The following is a 22,269-nucleotide window of genomic DNA, read 5'->3' on the forward strand; positions in this document are numbered from 1 at the left end:
AGGTTTTCCCGGGGTTTCAGTTCATCGTCGAGCCGATCTCGGTGCGGTCCATGACCACGAGGAAGCTGGTGACCGGAAGTGAGCCGTCCTGCCGCCGGGAGCCGAGGGCCGTGGTGGGGTCGGTGGTGACCAGCGGCGGGGTGGGCGGGCCGCCCGGCGTCCAGCTGTTGTCCCGGGAGACGGCGAGGCGTCCGGTGTCCGCGCTGCCGCGGCCGTTGGAGACCGCGAGGTTGCGGGTCAGGCGGGCGCGGGAGCCGGCGAAGGAGTAGCCCTTGCCCCAGTTGTCGAAGGCGGTGGTGCGCTGGAGTTGGAGGGCTCCGGTGTTGCCGCCGGCCTCGAAGCCGCTCTTGGTGTTGGCCCAGGCGGCGGAGGTCCGTACGACATGGGCGGGCGAGGGGGCACCGCGGCGGTCGGCACCGAGCTGGAAGCCGCTGCCGTCGCCCTTGAAGTAGGGGATGTGCCAGCGGTTCCGGCCGTTTCCGAAGGCCCAGGAGTGCTCGATGGTGACGGGGCTCGCCCACATCCACAGGTCGAGGCCGTCGTCGCTGTTGCGGAACAGCCGGGATCCGGTGACCACGTTGCCGGTGCCGGAGCCGTGGGTGAGGGCCATGCCGTCGGCTCTCTGGCCGCCGGTGGCGTCGTCGTGGTTCCCGTAGGAGTCCAGGTTCCGGATGACGTTGCCGTTGGTGTCATCGCCGCGGAGGGTGAGTCCGGTGTCGCCGTTGCCGTGGGTGCTGAGGTTCTGGAAGACGTTTCTCGCACAGGAGGTGCAGACCAGGCCGCCGCCCGGGGCGTTGCGCAGCTCGATCCCGGAGACCGTCCAGTAGTCGGCGCTGAGGGAGACCAGGGAGGAGCCCTCGCCCAGCCGGGAGCCGTCGAGCCGGACCTTCTCCGCCCTGTAGGGCCGGAGTTGGACGCGCTCGCGGGCGGTGCCGCTGACGGAGCTGCGCAGCGTCCTGGCGGGGTAGTACGTGCCGCCGCGCACCTCGATGGTGGTGCCCGCCTTGGCGGCGGATATCGCCTTTCCGAGGCTTCGGTAGGGGGACTTGAGGGTGCCGCTGTTGCCGTCGCTGCCATTGGTGGCCACGTACACGGTGGTGGGCACGGCGCTCGCGCCCTCCGGCGAAGCCGTCAGATACACCCCGGCCACGGCCGACGCCACGATCACGGCGCTGCCCAGCGGCAGCGTGCGGTCCTTACGGCGACGGTGGCGGCCCCGCTTGCGCCTCAGCCCCATGGCAACTCCTGTTCCGCGTCGAGAGAACGGACCGGAGGATCCGGACCGGCCCGTCCCATGTCGTAGTTGCCGCCCGTCCAGATTAGGTTGCCGGGCACCCGAGGATTCTTAGATTACGAAATTCCGATCGCCTCGCGATAGCTTGCGACAAGTCTTGATCGTTTTGTGGCCGAAGATGTTCGGAAACGGTCGGTCGTGTTGGTCTGTTGCCTCATGGGCGATAGACCTTGCCCGGTTCCGGGGTGGCCGGGGCCATCAGCTGGGAGACCGTCACCACCGTATAGCCGTCCTTCTTCAGCTTCGCCAGGATCCCCGGCACCGCCGGCACCGTGCCCTTGTAGATGTCGTGCAGCAGGATGATCCCGTCGCGCTTCGTCTGGTCCAGCACCCGCTTCTCGATCAGCGCGGAGTCGTTCGTCAGATAGTCCTTCGCCGTCACGCTCCACAGCACCTGCGCCACGCCCAGCTCACGGCAGATCTTGGAGACCCGCTCGTCGGTACGCCCCTGGGGCGGCCGCATCAGCAGCGGCGTACGGCCGGTGAGCTTCTTGACGGCGTCCTGGACGCGGGTGATCTCCGAGCGGACCACGTCGTCGTCGCTCTTGGTCAGGATCTCGTGCGACCAGGTGTGGTTGGCCAGCTCATGCCCCTCGTCCGCGATGCGGCGCACCAGGTCGGGGTGTTTGTCGATGTGCTTCTTGCCGAGCATGAAGAAGGTCGCGTGGACCTTCTCGCGCTTGAGGATCTTCAGCAGCCGGGGGGTGTTCTCGCTGGGGCCCGCATCGAAGGTGAGGGCGACGCATTTGGCGCGGGAGCAGTCGACCGAGCCCTTGGCCTTGTCGCCCTTCTTCGGCACGTCCGGCTTCGAGGCGGCCGGTGTCGCGTTCCCGGCGTCCTTCAGCGCGTGCTCCCGCGCGCTGCGCGGCGAGGTGGTGTCGTAGGACGCGCCGCAGCCGGTGAGGCCCAGCGTCAGACAGACGGCACTCACGAGCAGTCCGGATATTCGACCTTTTCGCCCCATTGATATCCCCGAAGTCCTCTTGTTGTCAGTAGTGGTCGCAATGCCGCCAACAGATGCACAAGTACATAAAGTTGGCGGCACAAACTGCGAGCACTATACACGGCACGTATACACGGGGTTTATAGAGGCCCGCGGCCCGGGGAGCCGTGGAGCGGCGTGGTGATCGAGCCCGGCTAGCCCTGGTGCTTCTTCCAGTCCGCCTGTGCCGCGTTGAGCTCGTCGGCGACCTTGTCGCAGAACGCCTTGGCGGTCATCCGGCCGAGCAGCACCTTCTGGAAGCCGGGCTCGTTGTCGGCCTTGCTGATGTTGTTCCAGTCCGGGAGGTAGTACGGCAGCTGGACGACCTTGGTCCGCGGATCGTTGAGCGACTCCAGCGCGGCCTTGGTCGGCGGGGCCTCGGCGATCCAGTCGTCGTCCGCGGCTCCGACGTTGGCGGGGATCGCGCCGACGTCCTCGTTCCAGAGGCTGTTCATCTCCGGGGAGGCCGCGAACTCGATGAACTTCCAGGCCGCCGCCTTGTTCTTGCTCGCCTTGAACAGCCCGAGGCCGTCGACCGGGTTGGAGACGATGGTGCGCGCCGCCCCGGCCCGGGAGGGTGGCAGCGGTATGCCCGCGATCTTCTCCTTGCCGAGCAGCCGTACATGGTCGACATAGCTGCCGAGGTTGTGCTGCAGCATCCCGATGTCGCCCTGGTCGAACTGGGCGACCATCTTGGCGAAGTCGTTGTTGAGGTCCGCGGCGGGCGTGACCTTCTTGAAGAGGGCGATGTACTTCTCGAGCGCCGCGACGTTCCTGGGGTCGTTGAGGGTGGTCTTGTCGCCGTCCCAGAAGGACGCGATGCCGGACTGGGCGTACATCATGTCCAGCGCCTGGGCGATCGAGCCGGCGCCGCCGCGCAGGGTGAAGCCGAACCTGTTCCCGCCCTTGTCGGTCAGCTCGTCGGCGGCCTTGTAGAACCTCTCCCAGCTGTCCGGCGCCGGCAGCTTCGCCGCCTTGAAGAGGTCGGTGCGGTACCAGAGGGTGCCCTGGTTGGCGGAGGTCGGGACGGAGTACAGCTCCTGGTCCTCCCCGCCGGCCGCGCGGACGCTGTCGACCATGTTCTTGATCAGCTTGCCCTTGAGGGCGCTGTCGTCGATGCGGTCGGTCACGGGGTCGAGGGCGCCCTGGGCGACCAGATTGGCCAGATACGCGGTGCCCACGCCGCCGACGTCGGGCAGGCTGTCGCCGCCGCTCTGGATGGCGGTGTCGTACTTCGACTGCACATTGGTGATCGGGATCGGGACGTACTTGACCGTGATGTCGGGGTACTTGTCCTCGAACTTGGCGATGATCCGCTTCCAGACCTTGGTGCGGGGGCCGCCGTTGTTGTCCCAGAAGGTGATGGTGCCCTTGCCGGAGCCCTCCTCGCCGGTGGTCGAGCCGTCGTCGCCGCAAGCCGTGGCGGTCAGGACGAGCAATGCCGCCAGGGCGGTTGCGGTGCGGGTCGTTCTGCGGGTGCGTGAGTTCATGGTGTGCGTCCGTCTCCTTGTGGGTTCCCTTGCGGTTGCTGGTCTTGAGGTCGCGCCGTTGCGGCTGGGGACGGTGGCCCTGTGCGGGTCGGTTGTGCCCACCCGTTCCGCCAGGGGCACCTCCCAGCGGTAGCTGGGGGAAGGACGATTGCCCACAACCCTGCTCATACGGCCGCGCCCTTGTCCGAGAGATGGCTCGCTATGCGGGCGGCCTCCGGGCGGGGGAGGCGGCCGTCGGTTATCGCGGTGACGATGCGTCGGGTGACCGTGTCGGCGGGGGCGATGGGCAGCGGCCGCTCCGCGGCGAGGGCCGAGCCGACGGCCGCGTGTTCCCCGGTGCGCACGCACCACGGGTCGGCCCGGGTGTCGCCGGTCGCGCCGACGAAGACCAGCGTCCACTCGTCGGTGGCCAGCGCGAGCCAGTCCGCGGGCCGTCCGTGCACCGCCGCCGTGCCCTCGCCGTCGGCGCTGAAGACCTTCGCGGGCTCGGGGCACCGCGGGACGCGCCAGAAGAAACCGCCTCCGTGGCCCGCCCCGCCGAGTGCGAGCTCCCGGCCCGTCACATTGGTGAGGGCGGACGTGAAGTCCAGCGCCCAGCAGGCCGTTCCGAGGGACCGTACGGCCACCGTGCGCCGCTCCAGCAGCAGTTGCCGCCCGTCGGCCGCCCATGACAGCTCCTCCACGAAGCCATCGGGATCGCGCAGCAACCAGCTGAGATGGCGCTGGCTCCCCATGGGGTCCAGGCGGCCCTGGCCGCCCCGGAAGTCGTATCCCGCCACCTCCGGGATGGCCATGGACACACCCAGGTGGGCCGCGTCCTCGGCGGGCCGCAGCCCGGTGACGGTGACGCCGCCGAGGGTGCGCACGGGGTGCAGATACGGCCGCGGCGCGACCGTGCCGGGCAGCTGGGGGCGGTGCACATACGACCCCACGACCCGGTTCTCATGGCGCAGCACGGTGCAGGGGGGACGGCGGGTGAGGGAGGGGGTCAGCGGGTTCGAGGGGGTCAGGGGTGTCATGGGTGCGGGACCTCCGCGGGGCGTGCGGCCCAGGGGGCGCGCAGTTCCGAGTACAGGGCGAGGCGCTCGGCGCCGGCGGTGACCAGTCGGTCGATGCCGGTCACCACGCGCCGCTTGGCGGCTCGCGAGGTGACGCCCGCACCGGGCTCGGTGCGCCAGGCGTCGGCGGGCAGCGGGACCGGTGCGGGGGCGGTGCGCACCGCTTCGACCACGTGCATGAACGCGCCCGTGCGGTCCGGTGGGGCGAGCAGCTCGGTGCCGTCGCGCAGATGGGCGACGAGGTTGTCCAGCAGATCGGTGCGCGCGTGGTCGGTGGTCTCTGGCGGCGCTCCGTCGCGTTCGACGCGGACCCGGTCCAGCTTGTACCAGAAGGTGATCCGGCCCCGGTCGCCGTGGACGACGACATACGGCTCACCCGGCTCCTCCGCGCACAGGGTGACGGCGGCGGCGACGGTAGGGCCACGGCTGGTGCGGATGCGTACGCAGGAGGTGTCGTCGGCCTCGATGGCGTTGGCCCGGTACAGCTCCAGCTCGATACCGGCCACGTCCTCGGCCCGGTCGGCGCCGCCGAGGTGCAGGGCGGTGGCGACGGCGTGGGCCAGGGGGTTGGTGAGGACGCCGTCGACGACGTCGCGGCCGTCGAGGGTGCGGTGTCCGGCCCAGGGGGCGCGGGCGTAGTACTCCTCGTCGCGGGCCCATGCCCCGGCCGCGCCGATGCCGCGGATCGCCCCTATACGGCCGTCGGCGACGATGTGCCGGATAGCGGGCAGGGCGTGGGAGCCGAGCGACTGGAAGCCGATCTGGCAGGCGGTTCCGTAGCCGCGCAGTCCTTCGCTCATCCGGGCGAATTCGGCGTACGAGGGTGTGGGCGGCTTCTCCAGCAGAAGGTGCGCACCGCGTTCGGCGGCGGCGAGGGCGAGGTCGGCGTGGGTGTGGATCGGAGTACAGATGACGGCGATCCGGGCGCCGGTCCGGGCCACGAGCCCGGCCAGGTCGGCGGACTGCTCGGGCTCGCCGAGCCCGTCGCCCAGCTCCTTACGGGTGAGCGGCTGAAGTTCGCACACCCCGGCGAGCCGGACCGTTCCCTCGGTGGCCAGTCGGCGGATGTTGTCCAGATGCCAGCGCCCATGGCCTCGGGCGCCCGCGAGGACGACGGGTATCGGTTCCTCGGCCGGGGCTTCCCCTCGTCCCCGGGGGTGCGCCATGCCCATGCTCGGACCTCCTTGTCCGCATACGTTGTGCCGCCGACCGGGTCGGTCAGCCCTTGACCGCCCCCGCGCTGAAGCCGGTGATCAGCCATTTCTGGATGAAGGCGAAGACGATGACGACGGGCACCGCGGCGATCACCCCACCCGCCGCGAGCGCGCCCAGATCGACGCTGTCCGCGCCGATGAGGGTGTTGAGGCCGACCGGGATGGTCTGCTTGTCCTGGGAACTGAGGAACATCAGTGCGAACAGAAAGTGGTTCCAGCTGTGCACGAAGGCGAAGGAGCCGACCGCGATCAGCCCGGGGCGCAGCAGCGGCAGCACCACCGCGCAGAAGGCCCGGAAGCGGCCGCAGCCGTCGACCCACGCCTGTTCCTCGAGCGACACCGGTACGTTCTTGATGAAGCCGCTGATGAGGATGATCGACAGGGGGAGCTGGAAGACCGTCTCCGCGATGACCACGCTCCCCAGCGAGTTGATCATCTGCAGGTTCTTGAAGATCTCGAAGAGCGGCACCAGCATCAGCGCGCCCGGGATGAACTGCGAGGCCAGCAGCGCCAGCATGAAGCCCTTTTTGATCCGGAAGTCGAAGCGCGCGAGGGCATAGCCGCCGGCCAGCGCGACCGCCGTCGTCATCACCAGCGAGGCGACGCCGACGATCATGCTGTTCTGGAAGAAGATCCCGAAGCTGCGCTCGTTCCACACCTTCTGGAAGTGCTCACCGGTGATCGGCCAGGGCACCAGCGCGTTCGAGCCCGCGGGGCGCAGTGCGAACAGCAGCATCCAGTAGAAGGGGACGAGGGTGAACAGCAGATACAGGCACAGCGGCAGATAGATCTGCCAGCGCGGTACGCCCTGGTCGAGCCCGCGCCGGCGCCTCCCGCGGGCGGCGGGCGGCGGGGCGGCCGCGGGGGCGGGCCGGGTGCCCTGCTCGGCGAATGCGGCGGTCACTTGGTCTCGCCTCCGAACTTGCTCAGGCGCAGATAGAGGATCGAGCAGAAGAGGAGGATCACGAAGGCGACGGTGGTCAGCGCGGAGGCATAGCCGAAGTCATGGCCGTTGATCCCGGTGTTGGCGACGTACAGCGGAAGGGTGGTGGTCTGCCCGGCCGGTCCGCCGCCGGTGAGGGTGTAGAGCAGATCGACGTTGTTGAACTCCCATACGCCGCGCAGCAGCGTGGAGAGGATGATCGCGTCCTTCAGATGCGGCAGGGTGATGTGGAAGAACCGCCGCGCCCGGCCCGCGCCGTCGACCGAGGCCGCCTCGTAGAGGTCCTGGGGGATGGACTGCAGGTCGGCGAGGATGAGGATCGCGAAGAACGGCACGCCGCGCCAGAGTTCGGCGACGACGGCGGCCCAGAAGACGGTGCCGGTGTCGGAGAGCACCGAGGTGCCGTAGGTGCCGATCCCGGCGTCCGCGAGATAGCGGCTGATGCCGGTCGAGGGGTTGTAGAGCAGCATCCAGATGGTGGTGGTCAGCACCCCGGACACGGCCCAGGGCGAGAAGACCAGCGCACGGGCGAGGCCGCGGCCGAGGAAGGTCTGGTGGACCAGCAGGGCGAGCGCGAGGCCGAGCAGGAGCTGCAGCAGCACCTCGGTGACGACCCATTTGCCGCTGAAGACGAGCGTGTCCCAGAACTGCGGGTCGTCGGTGAGGATCCGGGTGAAGTTGTCGAAGCCCGCGTAGCCGTTCCGCCAGGGCTTGGTGACGTTGTAGTTCCGCAGGCTGTAGTAGAGGACGCTGAGCATCGGATAGGCGATGAAGCCCAGCATCAGCAGCCCGGCAGGGGCGATCAGCAGATACGGGAGGCGGCGGGCCGGTCCTCCGGTACGGCGCCGGGTGACCCGGGGTGGTTTCGCCACGGCGTCGGCCATGACTGCTTCTCCGTTCTCGGAGTCGACGGGGTACGGGTCGGTGAAGCGCTTCCGTGAAGCGCTTACCGAATATCGTTCGATATCTCGTACAAAAAAATTTGACGCTGCCGAGGAGGCGTCAGCCCGCGTAGGGTTCGGGCACCGCCCCGGGGCGGGCCAGGAAGCGGAAGTCGCAGCCGGTGTCGGCCTGGGTCATCTGCTCCTGGTAGAGCGCGCCGTAGCCGCGCTCGTAGCGGGGCGGCGGGGCGGTCCACCGCGCCCGGCGCCGCGCCAGTTCGGCCTCGCCCACCTCCAGCCGCAGCACCCGCGCCGCCACGTCGAGGGTGATCTGATCGCCGTCGCGGACGAGGGCGAGCGGGCCGCCCACATACGACTCGGGCGCGATGTGCAGCACACAGGCCCCGTAACTGGTGCCGCTCATCCGGGCGTCGGAGATCCGCACCATGTCCCGCACCCCCTGCTTGAGCAGATGGTCGGGGATCGGCAGCATCCCGTACTCGGGCATTCCGGGGCCGCCGAGCGGACCGGCGTTGCGCAGCACCAGCACACTGTCCTCGGTGATGCCGAGGGCGGGGTCGTTGATGGTGGCCTGCATCGTCTTGTAGTCGTCGAAGACCACGGCGGGGCCGGTGTGTTTCAGCAGCCGGGGCTCGGCCGCGATGTGCTTGATGACCGCGCCGTCGGGGCACAGATTGCCGCGCAGCACCGCCACTCCGCCCTCCTCTGCCAGCGGGTCGGCCCGCTCCCGGATCACCCGGGGGTTGTGCACCAGGGCGCCGTCGAGCTGTTCGCGCAGCGTGGGGTGGGCGACGGTGGGGCGGTCCAGGTGCAGAACGTCCGTCAGCCGGGAGAGGAAGCCCGGGAGCCCGCCGGCGAAGTGGAAGTCCTCCATCAGATACCGGCCGCCGGGCCGCAGATCGGCCAGCACGGGGACGGTGCGGGCGATGCGGTCGAAGTCGTCGAGGGTAAGCCGCACCCCGGACCGGCCCGCCATGGCGATCAGATGGATCACCGCGTTGGTGGAGCCGCCGAGGGCGAGCACGGTCGCGACCGCGTCCTCGTATGCCTCCCGGGTGAGGATCTCCGAGAGCCTGAGGTCCTGCCAGACCAGCTCGACCACGCGTAACCCGGAGGCGGCGGCCATCCGGTCGTGCCCGGAGTCCACGGCCGGGATGGACGAGGCGCCGGGCACGGTCACGCCCAGCGCCTCGGCGGCGGCCGTCAGCGTGGAGGCGGTGCCCATCGTCATGCAGTGGCCGGGCGAACGGGCCAGCCCCCGCTCCAGCTCGGACATCTCGCAGTCGCCGATCAGCCCGGCCCGCTTGTCGTCCCAGTACTTCCACATGTCGGTGCCCGAACCCAGCACCTCATTGCGCCAGTGCCCCGGCAGCATCGGCCCGGCCGGGACGAAGACCGCCGGAAGGTCGGCGCTGGCCGCGCCCATCAGCAGCGCCGGGGTGGACTTGTCGCAGCCGCCCAGCAGTACGGCGCCGTCGACCGGATAGGAGCGGCAGAGCTCCTCGGTCTCCATGGCGAGGAGGTTGCGGTAGAGCATGGGGGTGGGCTTCTGGAAGGTCTCGGAGAGCGTGGAGACCGGGAACTCCAGGGGGAAACCGCCCGCCTGCCAGACCCCGCGCTTGACCGCCTGGGCCCGGTCGCGCAAGTGCATATGGCAGGGGTTGATATCGCTCCAGGTGTTGAGGATCGCGATGACCGGCTTGCCCAGGTGCTCCTCGGGGAGATAGCCGAGCTGGCGGGTGCGGGCCCGGTGGCTGAAGGAACGCAGGCCCTCGGTGCCGTACCACTGGTGGCTGCGCAGTTCCTCGGGGCGCTTGCGCGGTCTCGGCGAAGCGCTCGTACCGGCTCTTGGCAGGGCGCTCATACCGACCACCCCTCGACGATCGCGGCGACTTCCGCGCGCCTCGGCTCGGGCAGCGGCTTGCTCGGGGCGCGGACATCGCGGCGGCACAGACCCATCGCGGCCAGCGCTTCCTTGACAACCGTGACGTTGTTGGCGGACTGCCGCTCGGCTCTGAGGTCCTCGAACCGCCGGATCTGTTCCCACACCTTCATCGCGCCCGGATAGTCCCCCGCGCGCAGCGCGCCCAGCATGTTGAGCGAGACGTTGGGGGCCACATTGACCAGGCCCGAGGTGAAGCCGGTGGCGCCGACCGCCCAGTACGAGGGCGCGTACAGCTCGGCGAGCCCGGCCACCCAGACGAACCGGTCCAGCCCGGCGTCGCGCGCCACGGCGGCGAAGCGGGTGGCGTCGTGGACCGCGTACTTGACCCCGATGACCTGGGGGCACTCCTCGCCGAGCCGGGCGATGGCCGCGCCCTCGATGAGCGGATTGCGCAGATACGGCACCACGCCCAGCTCGGGGACGGCCTCGGCGATGGTGCGGTGGTAGTCGATCCAGCCGTCCTGGGCTACGTAGGGATGCACCGGCTGATGGACCATCACCATGTCGGCCCCGGCGGCTTGGGCGTGGCGGGCGGCCTCGACCGCGGTGGCCGCGTCATGGCCGACGCCGACGAGGACGGCGGCCCGGCCGGCGGCCTCCTCGACGGTCAGCTCGGTGACCAGTCGCCGCTCTTCGAGGGTGAGGGCGTAGAACTCCCCGGTGTTGCCGTTCGGGGTGACGGCCTTGACCCCGCCGTCGAGGAGCCGGCGCAGCAGGGCGCGGTAGGCGGTGCGGTCCACGGCGCCGTCGGCGTCGTACGGAGTCACCGGGATCGCCACGACATCCGCGAGCGCCGTCCTCAGCGGTGAGTAGTCCATACGAACCCTTTCTCTCGATGTCGGCATCGGGCGAGCTGTTCGGATGGTGCTGGGGTCGGCGACCGGGGCCGCCGGGCGCTACTCCGGGTCCGGGGACTCCCGGTCCGGAGACTCCGGGTCCGGGAAGGCGCGCCGGACGAAGGAGGAGATGTGGTCGTGCAGGGCGCGGCCCGCCCCGTCGGCGTCGCCGTCGAGCGCGCGGGCCAGGATCTCCCGGTGCTCGTGGGCCTCCTGCTCCCAGGAGGGCACCGCCTGCCAGGCGACGGCCGACACCAGCGCGGCCTGGTCCCGCAGTTCGTCGAGCATCCGGGTCAGCAGGGGGTTGCCGCAGGGCAGATAGAGCGCCCGGTGGAAGTCTCGGTTGGCCAGCGACCGCCCGGCCGGATCGTCGGCCGCGTCCGACCGCTCCAGCGCGGCCCCGGCGGCCTCCAGCCCGGCCCGCGCGGCGACGGTCCGGCGCAGCGCCTCGGGCTCCAGGAGCAGCCGCACATCGTAGACGGCATGCGCCATCGCGGTGTCGACGGTCCTGACGGTGGCCCCCTTGTACTCGCTCATCACCACGAGCCCCCGTCCCGCGAGAGTCTTGAGCGCCTCCCGTACAGGCGTCTTGGACACCCCGAACTGCGCGGCCAACTCGGCCTCCACCAGCGCCTGCCCGGGGCGCAGCCGCCCGGTGAGGATCGCGTGCTTGACCGCCTCCAGCACGTACTGGGTGCGGGAGGGGATCGGGCTGGGGGCGATGTCCATGGCTGCTCTCAGATCTCACATATCGCGTCTCATATATGACGTATGAAGTATGACGCGATGAAGTTAGGGCGGCCCCAGGGGTTCGTCAACGGTTCTGGCAAAAATGCGCGCACGGCGGGCAATCGCCCGCACACGCCCCGCAACTCGCCACCGACGCCGCTAGCGTGGCCCGGATGAGGACGGGTTCCGCGACGACGCGGCTGATCGCGCTGCGCGGCCCGGTGCTGGACGCCCTGTGCCGCGACCACCTGGGCCGCACCCACGCCTACTACCTCGACGTCCCGTTCGCCGAAACGCTGCGGCGGCACGCCACGAAGCCGCAGGCGCACGAGTACGGCGAGCCGGAGATGCGCGACTGGTACCGGCCGCTGGACCTGCTGCCGGGCGGGGGCGAGACGGTGATTCCGGTGGCGAGCGCGCTGGCGGAGACGGTGGAGCGGGTGATGCGGAACGCGGGATGGGCGACGCCGCCCGGGACCGACTGCACCGAGGCCCAAGGACCGGCTGCCGCCCCTAGGCCCGCTCGGGCGCCTCGGCTTCCGCCGGGTGGGGGTGGCCGGTGAGGGCTTCGGGGAGGGCGGGCTCGTGCAGGGTGCGCAGGAGGAGCCAGCCCAGGGCGGGGAGGGCGATCAGGGGGGCGAGGGAGGTGCGCAGGGTCGTGGCGTCGGCGAGGGCGCCGATGAGGGGGCTCGCGAGGCCGCCGACGCTGACGGTGAGTCCCAGGGTGACGCCGCTCGCGGTGCCCACGCGGCGGGGCAGATAGTCCTGGCCGAGCGTGACGTGCAGGGAGAAGGGCACGTACAGCCCGGCCGAGGCGAGCGCCACGCAGAGGTAGAGCGCCGGGCCGGGGACGAGGACGACGCCCGCGACGGCGAGGACGGTCAGGGCGTAGGACCACTGGACGACCGGGATACGGCCGTACCGGGCGGCGAGTCCGCCTCCGGCCACCGTGCCCGCCGCGCCGCCGACGTAGAGCACGAACAGGGCGGCCGTACCTGCCAGTTCGCCTCCGTCGACGCGCTCGCGCACATACAGCGAGATGAACGCGCTCAGCCCGACGAAGACGATCGAGCGGCACATGATGGCCCCGGACAACCGGAGGAAGGAGGGCCAGTCGTCCCTTCCCTCTCCCCCACGGCTCGCCCGCGCGGGCCCGGTCGCCACGCCGGGGGCCCTGAGTGCCCGTAGCGTGGCCGCGCACAGGGCGGCTCCGGCGACGGCGGGGACGGCCAGCAGCGGGGAGGCGCGCAGGCCGCCGGTGGCGATGACGGCGGCGACCGCGAGCGGCGCGGCGGCGAAACCGATGTTGCCGCCGAGGGAGAACCAGCTCATCGCCGTGTGGCTGCCCCGGCTGGCGAGCCGGGCCACCCGGGCGGACTCGGGGTGGTACGCGGCGACGCCGACCCCGGAGACGGCGACCACCACCAGGGTCAGCGCATAGGAGCCGGTGACCCCGCTCAGCGCCACGCCGGCACCGCCCACCAGCGTGCTCACCGGCAGCAGCCACGGCATGGCCCACCGGTCGGTGAGCGCCCCGAACAGCGGCTGTATTACGGACGACAGGAGCGAGGCCGCCAGCACGACACCGGAGGCGGCGGCGTAGCTGTAGGCCCGTTCGGAGACGAAGAACGGCACCAGCGCGGCCACCGCTCCCTGGTAGATGTCCACGCAGGCGTGGCCCAGGGACATCAGCGTGATGGCCCTGCGGTGTGGGGCGGTCCGTTTCGTCGACACCCTTCGATCGTGGCGATGCCACGGGGTGTCGCGCTTCCGACAATCCGCCGACCCGTCCCGGAAACCCGCCACAAGGGCGGGCCCCGGGCCGGGTCTCAGGGTTCGGATCGGCTAGCTCGGCTCGGTTCAGGCTCCGCTCGGCCTCAGGCTCCGCTCGGCCCAGGCCCAGGCTCAGCCCAGCTCGGCGAGGGCCGTACGGACAGCTGCGAGGTCCTGGTCCGAGGCCAGACCCGCGTGGTACAGGCGGAGTTCGTCGGCGCCCAGCTCCACCGCGTGGGCCGCGTCCTCGGCCAGCGTCGCCGGGCTGCCGCCCATCCCCGTCACCACCGTGAAGTTGGCGGCGAGCACGGTCCGTTCGGTCCGGTGCGGGACGAAGGGAGGCAGGACCGCGGAGCGCGCTGCCTCGCCCCCTGTGCAGGGCAGCACGACCCCGTCGGCCTGGGCCAGCACATCGGCCGGGTCCACGCCGACGTTGGCGCCGAGCCGGTGCGGGGCCGGGTCGGCGTGCAGCAGAACCCGGAAGTCCGCTTCCGCCGCGCTCCTTACGGCGGCCACGGCCTCACCCCGCAGACTGCTGGCGATCCGGTTGCGCCAGGTCGCGAAGACGGCGGCGTGGTCGGCGCCGAGCAGCTTCTCGACCTCGGCCCACTCCCCCGCGCGGTCACCGCCGTCCGCGGTCGTCTCGCCCGTCCACACCGGCCGCAGAGCGCGCACGACCGCCTGGCGCAGCTCCTCGGCGTCGGCCCCGAGTTCCGCATAGCCCGCGCCGCAGCTCTCGCAGAAGCACAGCGACATCAGATACTGGCCGGCGCCGCCCAGCGGCACCCCGCCGATCTTGTCGTGGGCGTGCAGATGGGCCAGCCCGTACCAGCCGCAGGACTCCAGCTCGGTGCCGCGGGTGCCCGGCCGTACGGCCGCCTCGGCGGCCAGGTCCACCAGATAGGCGCGCACCTCGGGGCGGGCGATACACGGCGCCCACGGGTAGCGGTCGCCATAGGCGTTGCGCACGGCGATCCGCGGATGCTCCTCGCCCAGCCGGGTGTTGTGCGCGAGCACCACCCAGGCGTGGACCTCGAGACCCGCGTCGGCCAGGGCGGCTGCCGCCTCGCCGTACGGGTCGTCGCCCGGCACCCACGACTGCTCGTACGGGCGCAGCTCCCGCCCCTGCCACCGCTCGGCGTCCGGCGGGTAGAGCACGGCCGCGTGGCGGGCGGTGACGATGCGGTGGTCGGGGTGACGCAGGGTCAGGGCCCGGGTGGAGTGGTAGGCGGAGGCCAGCGTCACCTGCTGGACGCCGAGATCGGCGATGCGGCGCGCGGCGTCCGGGTCTCCGACGACGTCCCAGGGGTAGACGAAGGCGGAGGCTCTCACCGCGCCTCCCCGTCCCCGTCTCCGTCTCCGACCAGCGCCATACCGCGCTCGATCAGGTCGGCCAGCTCCTTGACGTGAGCGGGGCTGGGCTCGCTCAGCGGCGGCCGCACCTCGCCCACGTCCAGGCCGCGCAGCCGGACGCCCGCCTTGACCAGCGACACCGCATAGCCGCGGCCCTGGTTGCGGAGCTCGACCAGCGGCCGGTAGAAGCCGTCGAGCAGCTTGTTGACGGTCTCGTCGTCGCCCGTCATGAGCGCCTTGTGGAAGGCGAGGGCGAGCTCGGGAACGAAGCAGAAGACGGCGGAGGAGTAGAGCGTCACGCCGATCCCGCGGTAGGCGAGGCCGGTCAGCTCGGCCGTCGGCAGGCCGTTGAAGTAGCGGAAGTCCTCGTCGGGGGCGCCCGCCCGCACCGCGCTGACGATGCGCTGCATCAGGTCGAGGTCCCCGAGGCCGTCCTTGAGGCCGATGATGCCGGGCACCTTGGCGAGCCGGGCCACGGACTCCGGGGCCAGGACGGCGTTGTCCCGCTGATAGACGATGATGTCGAGATCGGTCGCGCCGGCGAGGGCGCTGTAGTGGCGGATCAGCCCCTCCTGATCGGCCACGACCAGATACGGCGGCATGGCGAGCAGCCCGTCCGCACCGGCCCGCTCGGCCAGCTTGGCGTACTGGATCGCCAACGCGGTCCCGTACCCGGCGCCCGCGACCACCGGGACCCGCCCGGCGGCCTCCTCCACGGCGGCCACGACGCAGTCGTGGAACTCCTCGGGCGTCAGGGCGTGGAACTCGCCCGTGCCGCAGCACGCGAAGACGGCGCCCGCCCCCGCTTCGATCCCGGCGCGGACATGCGCGCGGTAGATCTCCAGGTCCAGGGCGCCATCGGGACCGTAGGCGGTCACGGGGAAGAACAGCAGTCCGTCAAGGCGCTCGGCGAGTGAAGCTGAGGTCACGGGCTTCTCCCTGTCGTGTACACCGACCCGCCGTCACCCACCGACGCAGTGTGCACGTTTCTGATCGTCATCTACATTCGTGAACACGCTCACCGTAAGGCAGCCATCGGTCACCGGTCAAGGGTGCCAACGGGGTGACACCCCTCACCCGGCGGTGAATTCCACGGCGCCACCCCACCCTTGACGGCTCCTGCGCCGATCCTTACGGTGGCCATGAATTCAAATCGCATACATGAATAAAAACCACATATAAAAACCCGCTCCATGATTCCCCCACGGAGGAGATCCGACCATGCCCGCTCCCCGCACCGTCCTCCTCACCGGCGCCGCAGGCGGCATGGGCACGTTGATGCGCGAGCTGCTGCCGCCGTACGGATACCAGCTGCGGCTCCTCGACCAGCTCCCCATCGAGGGCGAGCCGGACGCGATCACCGCGGATCTGTCCGACCGGGACGCCCTGCGCGAGGCCGCGCGGGGCGTCGACGCGATCATCCATCTCGCGGGCATCTCCCTGGAAGCCTCATTCGAGAAGATCCTGCGGGCCAATATCGAGGGCACCTACAACCTGTACGAGGCGGCCCGCGAGGCGGGCGTCCGCCGCGTCGTCTTCGCCTCCAGCAACCACGCCGTGGGCTTCACCCCGCGTCCGGTCGGTGACGACCCGCTCATCCCGCTCGATACCCCGCGCCGCCCCGACACCTTCTACGGGCTGTCGAAGTCGTTCGGTGAGGACCTGGCCTCGCTCTACTGGGACAAGTACGGCATCGAGACGGTCGCCATCCGCATCGGCTCCTGCTTCCCCGAGCCGACGACGGTCCGCATGCTGTCGATCTGGATGAGCCCGGCGGACGGCGCCCGGCTGCTCCACGCCGCCCTTACGGCCGAGAACGTGGGCTACACCGCGGTCTACGGCAGCTCGGCCAACACCCGCCTGTGGTGGGACCTCTCCTCGGCCCGCGCCCTGGGGTACGAGCCGAGGGACGACTCCGAGCCGTACGCCGCGAAGCTGATCGCCGAACAGGGCGAGCTGGAGCCGGGCAACCCCGACCACGAGAACCTCGGCGGCGCGTTCTGCACCAACCCGCCCATCTGGCCGCGTTGAGGGTTTCTGGTGCCGCGTTGGGTTTCTGGTGCCGCGTTGAGGGTTGAGGGGTTCTGGTGCCGTGCCGAGGTTTTCGGGCTGCCCGTGTGCGTAGGGGCGCCGCTTACCGAGGCCAGGTGGCTTTGAGCATGGGTCGGGGGGTGGGGGGCGAGGCTCCGCCGCCGGCCGCCGGGCCGGTGGGATGCCGGGGGCGTGACGGCTCAGCGATGTGGGAAGTGCGGTCCGATCCGGAGCGCGGGCCGGTGGGTTCCATGCACCCGGAGCCGGCCTGTTTTCGACAGGGTGAACGAGAGCCACTCGGGCAACGGAAATGAGAGCCGCTTGCACCCTTGTGAATTGGCGGTTGGAGCCTCAGCTCTCGGCATGCCTGCAACGCCTGATGTCACTCGTTCGAGCGACCTGGGTGCAGGGGAAGCCTGGTGATCGAGCAACCCCTGGTGACTTCGAGAGCGTCTCGGGTGCGGCAGCAGCCGACGCATGCGCCGGGACAGCGATATCCGGTCGCCGATCCACGGGCCGAGCTGGGACGGTTCAGGTATGACAGGAACGTTTGAGGATCTGGTGGCGGAGGCGGAGTCGGCCCCGGTGGAGGGCTGGGACTTCTCCTGGCTGCAGGGGAGGGCCATCGAACAGCGCCCGTCGTGGGGCTACCAGCGTCTGATGGGTGAGCGGATGGCACGGGCCTCGGCCGCGTTGGACATCCAGACCGGCGGCGGGGAGGTTCTGGCCGGGGTGCCGAAGCTGCCGCCGCTGGTGGTGGCCACGGAGTCCTGGCAGCCGAACATCGCCAAGGCCACCGCGCTGCTGCATCCACGGGGAGTGGTGGTCGTCGCAGACGAGGACGAGCCGCCGCTGCCGTTCGCCGATGAGGCATTTGACCTGGTGGTCAGCCGACACCCAGTGACCGTCTGGTGGGAGGAGATCGCCCGGGTGCTCCGGCCGGGAGGCGCGTACTTCTCCCAGCAGGTCGGCCCTGCCAGCGTCTTCGAGCTGGTCGAGTACTTCCTCGGCCCGCAGCCGGAGGAGGTGCGCCGCAAGCGGCACCCCGACGACGCCCGTTGGGCGGCCGAGGCGGCCGGGCTGGAGGTCGAGGACCTGCGCTCGGAGTCCCTGCGCACCGAGTTCTTCGACGTCGGCGCGGTGATCTACTTCCTGCGGAAGGTGATCTGGATGGTGCCGGGGTTCACCGTCGACCAGTACCGGGACCGGCTGCGGCAGCTGCACGACCAGATCCAGAGCGAGGGTCCGTTCGTCGCGCACACCGCTCGGTTCCTCATCGAGGCCCGCAAGCCCGCCTGACACCGGACCCACCGCCGTGGGTAGAGAGCCACTTCTCCAGCGGCCGCTGTGATGACAACAAGCCGACCGTGAGGTGCTGAGCACGTCGCCGGTCAGCCGCACCGGAAGCCGTGTCGCCGCCGACCTGCCGATGGGGTGCCACCGCCAGCCCGTCGATGGATACCGCCGTTCGGCCTACCTCGCTGACGGGCGTGACGGCACCGGAACGGTCCGACGAGCCTGACACCACTGTGTGAACGGTGGCTCTCAATCTCACTGCCCGACCGGCCTCTCCGGGTACCCCTCCACAAATTGTTTGATCTGACGCAACTAATTTGTCAAGGGTTTTCCAGAGGGGGTACCCGATGCCGGGCGGGCCGGTGCAGCTCGGCGGCCCGGCAGCCCGGCACCGGTCCGGGCCCCGGAGCACCGGTGCCGCCACCGGGCCCCGCCCCCACCGGCCCGCCGCCCGGCGACGGGGGCCGGGCCGGGCGCCCCCTGCCCCGCTGCTCACATGCGCCGAAGGCGCGAGACGGCGCCGCACCCGACCGAGCCGCTCAACCCCGAACAGCCCAGCGCGAACCATCAGCCCGAACGGCCCAGCCCGAACAACTCGGCCCGAACGGCCTACCGAACAACTCGGCCCCGCCGCCTCAGCTCACCGTCTTGGCCCACTCCTCCACCGTCGTGACCTCCGCCTGCCGGGGGAACACCTTCTCGGTGAGCACCCGGTGGACCTCCTCGTCGGAGTCGGCGCAGCCGTCGGCCAGCACGGTGAGCCGGTAGTCCAGGTCGGCTGCCTGGCGCAGTGTGGACAGCACGACACCGCTGGTCGCGATCCCGGCGAGGACGAGGTGGGAGATACCGCCGGAGCGCAGCACCAGCTCCAGGTCGCTTCCGGCGAACGCGCTGACCCGCTTCTTGGTGATCACGGCCTCGTCGGGCCTGGGCGCGACATCGGCGTGGATGGCCGCGTTCGGGTCCCCGGGACGGAACACGCCCTCGGGCAGGCCGCCGAACGCCTTGTTGCGGTCGGAGATGTCGGAACGGCCGGACCGGAAGCCCACCACGACGTGCAGAACCGGAATCCCGGCGGTGCGGGCGGCGTCGATCGCGCGGCGCACACGCGGCAGGTAGTCCGCGTCCTGGACCTGACCCACCATGGCCGCTTGGAGGTCCATCGCGAGCAGAGCGGTGTGGTGCGTGGTCATGTTCATCAAGCCTTTCGCTGTTGGGGTTCGTGCGGAGAGGAGGAGTCGGACGGGGGATCGGACGAGTCGCCGGCGGGACCGATGCGCCCCAGTGAGCGGTCCACGACCGTCACCATCAGGAACAGACCGGCGACGGCGAGCATGAACCAGGCCAGGCCGTGCAGCCCGCCGGTGTCGGCGCGGGCGCCGAAGAAAGCCCCGTTGGCGCTGGAGGCGACCATCGCGCCGAGGTAGAAGAACGTACGGAGCAAACCCGCCGAGGAGCCCATCCGTTCCGGATCGGCCTGGTGGTACACCGCGTTCTGCAGGGCGAGGTTGTTCAGCCCCTGCGGTACGCCGAAGACGAGCGCGACGGCGATCAGCAGCCACAGCGCGCTGTGCGGCTGGAGCAGGAGTATCAGGACGCATGCGACGACCTGTGCCACACCGCCCACCAGGAGCTTGCCGCGCACCTCGGCGCGGCGGCCGGTCGCGGAGGAGACCGCGATACCGGTGAGGAAGAGCGGCAGTTGGGCCAGCCCCGCCTGGGAGGCCGTCAGCCCCCGGCCGTCCTGGAGCCACTGGGTGTAGCCGTACAGAAAGACGTAGGAGACGACGGCGGTGAGGAGGGCACGGCCGTAGGTGAGCAGCAGGGGCGCGTTGCCGCCGAACACCCGCAGATCGATGAACGGCTCGGCCGCCCGCAGCTCCCGCGCCGCGAACCCGGCCGCCGCCACGGCCATCAGCACCGGCAGGTACCAGCGGTCGGCCCGGGGCTCCATCAGGAACAGCAGCAGCGAGACGAGCATGGCGGCGAACAGCGCCATACCGGCCAGGTCCAGCCGGACGCGCTCGCCGGTGCGTTCCGCCGGGGGCCGCCGTTCCTTCGGCAGGCGCCGGGCGCCGAGGACCAGACCGGCCGCCGCGAGGGGGATGTTGACGGCGAACGTGGTGCGCCAGCCGCCGAGCCCGATCAGCAACCCGCCCAGGGGCGGGCCGACGACGGCGACGGTCTGGCTGGCGACCGCGAGCGCCGCGAGGATTCCGGCGGGGCTGTCCCGGCCGGTCCGCCGGGCCTCGCTGCGGATGAGGGACATCGAGGCCGGATAGCCCGCACAGGTGCCGAATCCGAGCACCACACGGGAGACGATCAGTACGCCCAGGTTCGGGGCCAGCAGCCCGATCAGCCCGGCGATCCCGGTCAGCGTCGTCCCGAGGAGGAAGAGGCGGCGCGGTCCGTAGAGGTCGATCATCCGGCCCACGACCGGCTGGCCTATCGCGGTGGCCAGGTAGAGCGCGGACACCAGCCAGGCCGTCTGCGACGGCGGCGCCCCGAACGCGGCGCCGATGGGCACCAACGACACCGAGATGATCGAGGAGTTGACCGGGTTCAGCATCGAACCCAGCATCATCGGCGCGAGGAGCCTCCGATCGAAGGCGTTCCCCTTATCCGCGTCCGCCTTGTCGGCATCAGCCGTGGCCGCGTCCGCCGTGGCCCGTCGCCCCACGAGGCGGGCGAGGCGGTCCAGCGGGGCGCTCATGCGCGGGTGAGCCGGTCCAGCAGGGCCAGCGCCTCGAGGATGGTCTGCCGTTCCGCTTCCGTGTAGCCACTCTCCAGCGCCCGGGTGAGCCACTCCTCGCCCGCCCGCCGCTTGTCGTCCAGGAACGCGCCGCCGGTCTCGCTCACCGAGACGAGCTGCCGCCGCCCGTCATCGGGGTCGGGACGCCGTTGGATCAGCCCGCGTTCGTCCAGCGCGGCGAGCGTGGCCGCCATCGACTGCGGCCGGACCCGCTCGGCCGCCGCCAGGGCACTGGCCGAGGCGGGACCCTCCTTGCTGAGCCTGCTGAGCACGGACGTCTGGGAGGGCGTGAGCTCCTCGTTGTCGTACGTCTCCTTGATCCGCCGCCGCAGCCGGCCGATCACCACACGGATCTCATGCGCGGCGCGCACGGCGGACGCGGACATGCCGCGAGAGGTCTCTGCCATGCCCCTCACGGTAATTCCTTCAGTCCAGACTGTCCAGTTTCAGCTGAACAGTTTGACCTGCCCATGAGGCCCGCTCCGAAGCGGCGCACGACAAAGGGGCCGTCAGCAGGCTGACGGCCCCTCATCAGAGATCGCTGTGCGTCAGACGTCCGTCTTCGCGCTCGCGGTGAACCCCACGAACTCGGCCCACTCACGGGCGGTGAAGGTGAGGATCGGACCGGTGCTGCCCTTGCTGTCCCGGACATGCACGGTGTCGGGACGGCACGAGGCGACCTCGACGCATTCGCCGCCATTCCCCGCGCTGTAGCTGCTCTTACGCCAGTCCACGGCGACCTCTACGCACTCGCCGCCCGCCCCACTGCTGTAGCTGCTCTTGAACCACGTCAGATCGTTTATACCGCCAGCTGTCTCTTCGATGCTCATGCTTCCCCTAGCAATTTCTCGATGAAGGCCAGCGACTCCCTTGGGGGGAGAGCCTGCGCCCGGATAATCCCATAGCGAGCGTGCAATGCTCGGACCATATTCCGCTCAACCAGGAGACGGCTGACTTCCTGTACCTCGACGTACCCCACTCGCTGCTGCCCAGCCGTCTCGATGAGCGTCAACGAGCCTCCCAAACCCGCGTGATCGTCGCCCCGCTCCGTAGGCATAACCTGGATCTCGATGTTCCGCTTCTGACCAATCAGCAGCAACTGCTCCAGCTGCCCGCGAAGCACTTGCCTACCACCGATCGGCCGTTGAAGGACGGATTCCTCAACAACGAAGCTCATCAACGGCGCGGGCCACTTGGAGAAGATCTCCTGACGCGCAAGTCGGGCGGCGACGCGTTGCTCGATGGTCTCCTCGTCCAGCAGCGGCCGCCACATGGTGAAGACCGCTCGCGCGTATTCCTCGGTCTGCAATCGGCCGTTCACCAGAAGCGCGTCGTAAGCATGCAGCTCAATCGCATCCAACTCCAACCGCGCCGCGTCGCGGAAGAACGCCGGATACCGCGCCCTCGCCACCTCCCCCTTCATCGCCTTCAACAGCCCCCCGGCGCTCAGCACCTCATCCGCCTTGTCGATCAGTTCCGGCTTGGGGATGCGCCGCCCCTGCTCGACCGCCGCGATCTGGTCCGCGCCGTAACCGACGCGCGAGCCCAACTCCGCCTGCGTGAGCCCGGCGCGCTCCCGTAAGAGCTTGATCTGGAGCCCGAAGCTCTTGATGAACGCCCCGGAATCCTCCCCGTCCGGCAACTCCGGCCGTCCCGCACTCGCCATATCCC

General features: G+C 70.4%; 21 protein-coding genes. 3 read left to right on the forward strand and 18 right to left on the reverse strand.

Annotated elements, in window-relative coordinates; all coding sequences use genetic code 11:
* Positions 1-16 precede the first annotated feature (16 nt).
* From ACFYOY_RS09745 to ACFYOY_RS09790, 10 genes are all read right to left on the reverse strand, one after another.
* On the reverse strand, positions 17-1,237 hold the full coding sequence (locus tag ACFYOY_RS09745) for a right-handed parallel beta-helix repeat-containing protein (protein WP_351891377.1): 1,221 nt from the start codon (positions 1,235-1,237) through the stop codon (positions 17-19).
* 211 nt (positions 1,238-1,448) lie between these two features.
* A complete protein-coding gene (locus ACFYOY_RS09750) occupies positions 1,449-2,258 on the reverse strand; it encodes a polysaccharide deacetylase family protein (RefSeq protein WP_351891383.1) in 810 nt (269 codons plus the stop codon).
* Between the two features lie 173 nt (positions 2,259-2,431).
* Positions 2,432-3,766 carry an ABC transporter substrate-binding protein gene (locus ACFYOY_RS09755; RefSeq protein WP_388585894.1) on the reverse strand — a complete coding sequence of 445 codons (1,335 nt, stop codon included), beginning with the start codon at positions 3,764-3,766 and terminating at the stop codon, positions 2,432-2,434.
* 164 nt (positions 3,767-3,930) lie between these two features.
* Positions 3,931-4,785: a PmoA family protein gene (locus ACFYOY_RS09760; RefSeq protein WP_351891395.1), complete on the reverse strand. Its 855-nt coding sequence runs from the start codon at positions 4,783-4,785 to the stop codon at positions 3,931-3,933.
* A complete protein-coding gene (locus ACFYOY_RS09765) occupies positions 4,782-5,996 on the reverse strand; it encodes a Gfo/Idh/MocA family oxidoreductase (protein WP_351891400.1) in 1,215 nt (404 codons plus the stop codon). The genes ACFYOY_RS09760 and ACFYOY_RS09765 overlap by 4 nt, the downstream gene beginning before the upstream one ends.
* 46 nt (positions 5,997-6,042) lie before the next feature.
* Positions 6,043-6,942 (reverse strand): carbohydrate ABC transporter permease, encoded by a 900-nt coding sequence (locus tag ACFYOY_RS09770; protein ID WP_351891405.1) that lies wholly within the window; start codon positions 6,940-6,942, stop codon positions 6,043-6,045.
* Positions 6,939-7,865, reverse strand: coding sequence for a sugar ABC transporter permease (locus ACFYOY_RS09775; protein WP_351891411.1), 927 nt, complete (start codon positions 7,863-7,865; stop codon positions 6,939-6,941). Before ACFYOY_RS09775 ends, ACFYOY_RS09770 begins: the two co-directional genes overlap by 4 nt.
* A 118-nt stretch (positions 7,866-7,983) precedes the next feature.
* Positions 7,984-9,747: an L-arabinonate dehydratase gene (araD, locus tag ACFYOY_RS09780; RefSeq protein WP_388585898.1), complete on the reverse strand. Its 1,764-nt coding sequence runs from the start codon at positions 9,745-9,747 to the stop codon at positions 7,984-7,986.
* Complete coding sequence (locus ACFYOY_RS09785) at positions 9,744-10,646, reverse strand: dihydrodipicolinate synthase family protein (protein WP_388585901.1); 903 nt, start codon at positions 10,644-10,646, stop codon at positions 9,744-9,746. Before ACFYOY_RS09785 ends, araD begins: the two co-directional genes overlap by 4 nt.
* Positions 10,647-10,724: 78 nt before the next feature.
* Positions 10,725-11,393 (reverse strand): GntR family transcriptional regulator, encoded by a 669-nt coding sequence (locus tag ACFYOY_RS09790; RefSeq protein WP_351891427.1) that lies wholly within the window; start codon positions 11,391-11,393, stop codon positions 10,725-10,727.
* A gap of 173 nt (positions 11,394-11,566) precedes the next feature.
* Between ACFYOY_RS09790 and ACFYOY_RS09795 the strand changes: the two genes are divergently transcribed.
* A complete protein-coding gene (locus ACFYOY_RS09795) occupies positions 11,567-11,956 on the forward strand; it encodes a hypothetical protein (RefSeq protein WP_388585904.1) in 390 nt (129 codons plus the stop codon).
* Here ACFYOY_RS09795 and ACFYOY_RS09800 read toward each other — a convergent pair.
* The 3 genes from ACFYOY_RS09800 to ACFYOY_RS09810 all read right to left on the reverse strand — a co-directional run bounded on the left by ACFYOY_RS09800 (position 11,907) and on the right by ACFYOY_RS09810 (position 15,448).
* Complete coding sequence (locus ACFYOY_RS09800) at positions 11,907-13,082, reverse strand: MFS transporter (RefSeq protein ID WP_388586273.1); 1,176 nt, start codon at positions 13,080-13,082, stop codon at positions 11,907-11,909. The genes ACFYOY_RS09795 and ACFYOY_RS09800 overlap by 50 nt on opposite strands.
* A 216-nt stretch (positions 13,083-13,298) precedes the next feature.
* Positions 13,299-14,498: a hypothetical protein gene (locus ACFYOY_RS09805; RefSeq protein WP_351891432.1), complete on the reverse strand. Its 1,200-nt coding sequence runs from the start codon at positions 14,496-14,498 to the stop codon at positions 13,299-13,301.
* Positions 14,495-15,448 (reverse strand): 5-dehydro-4-deoxyglucarate dehydratase, encoded by a 954-nt coding sequence (locus ACFYOY_RS09810; protein ID WP_351891437.1) that lies wholly within the window; start codon positions 15,446-15,448, stop codon positions 14,495-14,497. The genes ACFYOY_RS09805 and ACFYOY_RS09810 overlap by 4 nt, the downstream gene beginning before the upstream one ends.
* Positions 15,449-15,740: 292 nt before the next feature.
* Here ACFYOY_RS09810 and ACFYOY_RS09815 point away from each other — a divergent pair, with 292 nt between their 5' ends.
* Entirely contained in the window at positions 15,741-16,550 is an 810-nt protein-coding gene (locus tag ACFYOY_RS09815; protein WP_351891443.1) for an NAD(P)-dependent oxidoreductase, read from the forward strand.
* Positions 16,551-17,087: 537 nt separating this feature from the next.
* Entirely contained in the window at positions 17,088-17,849 is a 762-nt protein-coding gene (locus ACFYOY_RS09820) for a methyltransferase domain-containing protein (RefSeq protein ID WP_351891450.1), read from the forward strand.
* A 632-nt stretch (positions 17,850-18,481) separates the two neighbouring features.
* Here ACFYOY_RS09820 and ACFYOY_RS09825 read toward each other — a convergent pair.
* The 5 genes from ACFYOY_RS09825 to ACFYOY_RS09845 all read right to left on the reverse strand — a co-directional run bounded on the left by ACFYOY_RS09825 (position 18,482) and on the right by ACFYOY_RS09845 (position 22,264).
* Positions 18,482-19,039, reverse strand: coding sequence for a cysteine hydrolase (locus ACFYOY_RS09825; protein WP_351891456.1), 558 nt, complete (start codon positions 19,037-19,039; stop codon positions 18,482-18,484).
* Between the two features lie 5 nt (positions 19,040-19,044).
* The gene (locus ACFYOY_RS09830) at positions 19,045-20,430 is read right to left on the reverse strand and encodes an MFS transporter (protein WP_388586276.1); all 1,386 of its coding nucleotides are present in this window, start codon (positions 20,428-20,430) and stop codon (positions 19,045-19,047) included.
* 125 nt (positions 20,431-20,555) lie between these two features.
* Complete coding sequence (locus ACFYOY_RS09835; protein ID WP_388586279.1) at positions 20,556-20,984, reverse strand: MarR family winged helix-turn-helix transcriptional regulator; 429 nt, start codon at positions 20,982-20,984, stop codon at positions 20,556-20,558.
* Positions 20,985-21,146: 162 nt separating this feature from the next.
* Entirely contained in the window at positions 21,147-21,428 is a 282-nt protein-coding gene (locus ACFYOY_RS09840; protein ID WP_351891474.1) for a DUF397 domain-containing protein, read from the reverse strand.
* Positions 21,425-22,264 carry a helix-turn-helix transcriptional regulator gene (locus ACFYOY_RS09845; RefSeq protein ID WP_351891480.1) on the reverse strand — a complete coding sequence of 280 codons (840 nt, stop codon included), beginning with the start codon at positions 22,262-22,264 and terminating at the stop codon, positions 21,425-21,427. Before ACFYOY_RS09845 ends, ACFYOY_RS09840 begins: the two co-directional genes overlap by 4 nt.
* Between the last annotated feature and the right edge of the window lie 5 nt (positions 22,265-22,269).

Source organism: Streptomyces sp. NPDC007875 (assembly GCF_042868035.1).
Lineage (GTDB): Bacteria > Actinomycetota > Actinomycetes > Streptomycetales > Streptomycetaceae > Streptomyces > Streptomyces antimycoticus.

Excerpts from the sequence above, each read along its gene's own strand:
- ACFYOY_RS09745 (WP_351891377.1), bottom strand. The coding sequence starts at position 1,237 with ATGGGGCTGAGGCGCAAGCGGGGCCGCCACCGTCGCCGTAAGGACCGC.
- ACFYOY_RS09795 (WP_388585904.1), top strand. The coding sequence starts at position 11,567 with ATGAGGACGGGTTCCGCGACGACGCGGCTGATCGCGCTGCGCGGCCCG.
- ACFYOY_RS09825 (WP_351891456.1), bottom strand. The coding sequence starts at position 19,039 with ATGACCACGCACCACACCGCTCTGCTCGCGATGGACCTCCAAGCGGCC.
- ACFYOY_RS09775 (WP_351891411.1), bottom strand. The coding sequence starts at position 7,865 with ATGGCCGACGCCGTGGCGAAACCACCCCGGGTCACCCGGCGCCGTACC.
- ACFYOY_RS09765 (WP_351891400.1), bottom strand. The coding sequence starts at position 5,996 with ATGGGCATGGCGCACCCCCGGGGACGAGGGGAAGCCCCGGCCGAGGAA.
- ACFYOY_RS09830 (WP_388586276.1), bottom strand. The coding sequence starts at position 20,430 with ATGATGCTGGGTTCGATGCTGAACCCGGTCAACTCCTCGATCATCTCG.
- ACFYOY_RS09750 (WP_351891383.1), bottom strand. The coding sequence starts at position 2,258 with ATGGGGCGAAAAGGTCGAATATCCGGACTGCTCGTGAGTGCCGTCTGT.
- ACFYOY_RS09845 (WP_351891480.1), bottom strand. The coding sequence starts at position 22,264 with ATGGCGAGTGCGGGACGGCCGGAGTTGCCGGACGGGGAGGATTCCGGG.
- ACFYOY_RS09820 (WP_351891450.1), top strand. The coding sequence starts at position 17,088 with ATGACAGGAACGTTTGAGGATCTGGTGGCGGAGGCGGAGTCGGCCCCG.
- ACFYOY_RS09755 (WP_388585894.1), bottom strand. The coding sequence starts at position 3,766 with ATGAACTCACGCACCCGCAGAACGACCCGCACCGCAACCGCCCTGGCG.
- ACFYOY_RS09840 (WP_351891474.1), bottom strand. The coding sequence starts at position 21,428 with ATGAGCATCGAAGAGACAGCTGGCGGTATAAACGATCTGACGTGGTTC.
- ACFYOY_RS09800 (WP_388586273.1), bottom strand. The coding sequence starts at position 13,082 with ATGTCCCTGGGCCACGCCTGCGTGGACATCTACCAGGGAGCGGTGGCC.
- ACFYOY_RS09785 (WP_388585901.1), bottom strand. The coding sequence starts at position 10,646 with ATGGACTACTCACCGCTGAGGACGGCGCTCGCGGATGTCGTGGCGATC.
- ACFYOY_RS09815 (WP_351891443.1), top strand. The coding sequence starts at position 15,741 with ATGCCCGCTCCCCGCACCGTCCTCCTCACCGGCGCCGCAGGCGGCATG.
- ACFYOY_RS09760 (WP_351891395.1), bottom strand. The coding sequence starts at position 4,785 with ATGACACCCCTGACCCCCTCGAACCCGCTGACCCCCTCCCTCACCCGC.
- ACFYOY_RS09790 (WP_351891427.1), bottom strand. The coding sequence starts at position 11,393 with ATGGACATCGCCCCCAGCCCGATCCCCTCCCGCACCCAGTACGTGCTG.
- ACFYOY_RS09835 (WP_388586279.1), bottom strand. The coding sequence starts at position 20,984 with ATGTCCGCGTCCGCCGTGCGCGCCGCGCATGAGATCCGTGTGGTGATC.
- araD (WP_388585898.1), bottom strand. The coding sequence starts at position 9,747 with ATGAGCGCCCTGCCAAGAGCCGGTACGAGCGCTTCGCCGAGACCGCGC.